This window comes from Streptomyces fuscigenes (genome assembly GCF_021556455.1).
Taxonomy (GTDB): domain Bacteria; phylum Actinomycetota; class Actinomycetes; order Streptomycetales; family Streptomycetaceae; genus Streptomyces; species Streptomyces fuscigenes.
Genome location: NZ_JAKGCV010000545.1, coordinates 1 through 3,259 on the forward strand (window position 1 = coordinate 1; position 3,259 = coordinate 3,259).

Consider the following 3,259-nt stretch of genomic DNA (forward strand, 5'->3'; position numbering starts at 1 on the left):
CCCGGCTCCCGGCCGTGCCGACGGGCCGCCCGGTCCTCCTCCCGGCGCGCCGTGCGCACCGCGCGGCGGGCGGTGCGGCGCTCCCTGCGCAGCCGCCGCGCGGTGCTGCTGGGCACCGACACCACCCCGTTGCGCTGGTTGAACACCTGGCGCGTCACCCACACGTCGAGAACGGCCCAGGTCGCGAGCACCGTGGACGCTATGCTCGCGATCATCATCGGGAACGCGAGCCACGAGTCCGCCAGCGTCGCCAGCAGCGTCACCATCGCCTCCACGAGCGTCAGCGCCATCACGAGCACCGCCCGCACCGCCGCCGTTCTGACCGGATCGGGCAGCCGGTAGCGCACCGCCGGCTCCTCCACCCACAGACCACGGGTCACCCCCGTGAAGCCGCTCCCCGACGCCCCGCCACGTCGTTCGTCCCTCTTCATGGACCGTCACTCCCCACCGGCTCAAGACCTCACACCGACTGCCCGGCAACAGTCCGGTCACTCGTCCGCCCCGCGGGACGGTCGATCCGACCGGACTCCGGGCGTCCCCACGACCGGACCCCGCGACTCCGCTCGGAGGCACGCGATGCGGCCCGATCCCCCGGCGCGGGCCGGCCTCGTACGACCGCCCGACCCCGCACGACGGCCCAACCCGCGTCCCGACTCCCGCGTCACCCCCCGAACCCGTACGACCGCCCGAACCTGTACGACCGCCCGAACCCGTACGACCGCCCCGGACCCGCATCACCGCGCCGGTGGCGACCAACGGCCGCCGCCGGCCCCCGCACCACCGCGCGGAAGGAACAACCGGCCACCGCCCGGCCCCGGTCACGGCACCCCTCAGGAAGACGCATGCCTCCGCGGCAGAATTCCCTTCATCGGGCCCAAGAACGCGTCATTTCAGGACTGTTCACCCCGTGCGGCTCCGCGCGCCTGCGTACGCTCCGCACAACACGCCCCACGCGCCGCCACTGCGAGTGAAGGTTTTGCGTTCGTGTTTGAACTCATGAAAGCCGTTGACCTGCTGCTTTGTTGGGAGCGACACAAGAGGGTCCCGGCAAAACGGGACAACACCCCGTCAATCAAGCCCGGATGGGCGGGCGGAGCGCCGGACATCTCTTCGAGTTGCTGGTGTGGCAGTAGTAGGCTCACGCCGTTTGCTGACGGAGGTGGGGGAGGCCATGCGCTTTCGCGGGAAGTCCATCCGCAGGAAGATCGTGGCACTGTTGCTCGTGCCGCTGATATCGGTTGTCGCCCTGTCCGCCCTCTCGGGCGTGCTCACCGGCAGCGAGGCGCTCGACCTGCGCCACCTGAAGGCCGCGGTCGCCCAGGTCGGCGACCCGGTGCAGCGCACCGTCGCCGCGGTCCAGCAGGAGCGGCTGGACACGCTCATCCACCTCGCGGCCCCCCGGGACGGCGACACCGCGAAGCAGCTGCGCGACGACAGGGCCGTGACCGACAAGGCCCTCGCCGAGGTCCGCGCGGGCGACTCGCCCCAACTGCGCGGCACCCTCGACGCCACGGCCGGCAAGCACCTCGACGGCCTCGTGGCGCAGTCCCGCAAGCTCGTGAGCTTCCGTGCCGCCGTCGACAAGGGCACCGTCAGCCGCAGCGCCGCCCTCGACTTCTACGCCGGCGTGGTCGACCCCGGCTACCTCTTCCTGTCCACCGTGTACGGCAAGGAGGACGTGGACGGCGACAACCAGGGCCGCGCCCTCGTCGGCATCTTCCAGGCGCAGGAGATGTTCTCCCGGGAGAACGCCCTCGTCACCTCCGCCCTCGTCGCGGGCGAGCTGAGCCCCGCCGAGCGCCGCACCGTCTCCGGGCTCGTGGCCGACCGCCAGCTCCTGTACGCCACCAGCCTCGCGGACCTGCCCTCGCAGGAGGCGGCGGTCCTGCGCGGCTACAACGACGGCGCGGCGAACGACAAGCTCGCTATGCACGAGAACGAGATCGCCACCACCGGCGCCATGGTCAACGACCGGACGATGACCGCGCAGCAGTGGCGGGACGCCACCGAGTACGTCGTGGACGGCATCCACAAGGAGAGCGCGAAGGCGGACGACCTCTTCCAGAGGCACGCCGGCGCGGCCCGTCACGCCGTCTACCTGCGTTTCCTCGCCGCGACCGCGCTCGGCCTGATCGCGCTGGTCGCGTCCGTCGCCGTCTCCGTGCGCGTCGGCCGGCAGCTCATCCACGACCTGTCCGAGCTGCGCACGGAGGCCGGGGAGGCGGCGGGCGTGCGCCTGCCGTCCGTGATGCGCCGGCTGGCCGCGGGCGAACAGGTCGACATCGAGACCGAGGCGCCCCGCCTCGTCTACGACGAGAACGAGATGGGCCAGGTCGGCCAGGCACTCAACACGCTGCAGCGCGCCGCCGTCGAGGCCGCCGTCAAGCAGGCGGACCTCCGCCGCGGCGTCGCCGAGGTCTTCGTCAACCTCGCCCGCCGCAACCAGGTCCTGCTGCACCGCCAGCTCGGCCTGCTCGACGCGATGGAGCGGCGCACCGACGACGCGACGGAACTGGCGGACCTGTTCCGGCTCGACCACCTCACCACCCGCATGCGCCGGCACGCCGAGGGCCTCGTCATCCTCTCCGGCGCCGTGCCCTCGCGGCAGTGGCGCAAGCCGGTGCGCCTGATGGACGTCGTCCGGGCCGCCGTCGCCGAGGTGGAGGACTACGAGCGCATCGAGGTGCGCAGGCTCCCGCGGATCGGCGTGGGCGGCCCCGCCGTCGCCGACCTCACCCACCTCCTCGCGGAACTCCTGGAGAACGCCACGGTGTTCTCGCCCCCGCAGACCGCCGTGCAGGTCAGCGGCGGGCGCACCGCGGGCGGCTTCACCCTGGAGATCCACGACCGGGGGCTCGGCATGCCGCCCGAGGCGCTCCTCGAAGCCAACCTGCGGCTCGCGGAGACGCCCGAGTTCGAGCTGTCCGACACGGACCGGCTGGGCCTGTTCGTCGTCAGCCGCCTGGCCCAGCGCCAGAACGTACGCGTCTCCCTCGAACCGTCCCCGTACGGCGGCACCAGCGCCGTCGTCCTGCTGCCCGCCGCGCTGCTCACGGACGCGCCGGAGACCGAGACCGGGATGCGCCTGGACCGGATGTCCGGGCGGCACGCGTCCGACGAGTCCGACTCCGGCCGCTCGCCGCTGAGCGCCGCGGCCTGGTCGCGGTTCGAGTCCGGCGTCAGGCTCGCCCCGGCCGCCGCCCCCGAGCCGTCGGTGCCGGGCGACCGGGCCGCCGCCCGCGACACGGCCGCCCGGGCG

The 3,259-nt window shown here is 73.1% G+C and carries 2 protein-coding genes; one reads left to right on the top strand and one right to left on the bottom strand.

Going from position 1 to position 3,259, the window contains the following annotated elements:
• Positions 1-431 (bottom strand): hypothetical protein (locus L1885_RS26005; protein ID WP_235799608.1); only part of this gene is annotated, 431 nt, incomplete at its 3' end.
• A gap of 740 nt (positions 432-1,171) precedes the next feature.
• Between L1885_RS26005 and L1885_RS26010 the strand changes: the two genes are divergently transcribed.
• Positions 1,172-3,259: sensor histidine kinase (locus tag L1885_RS26010; protein WP_235799609.1), on the top strand; the 2,088-nt coding region annotated here is incomplete at its 3' end.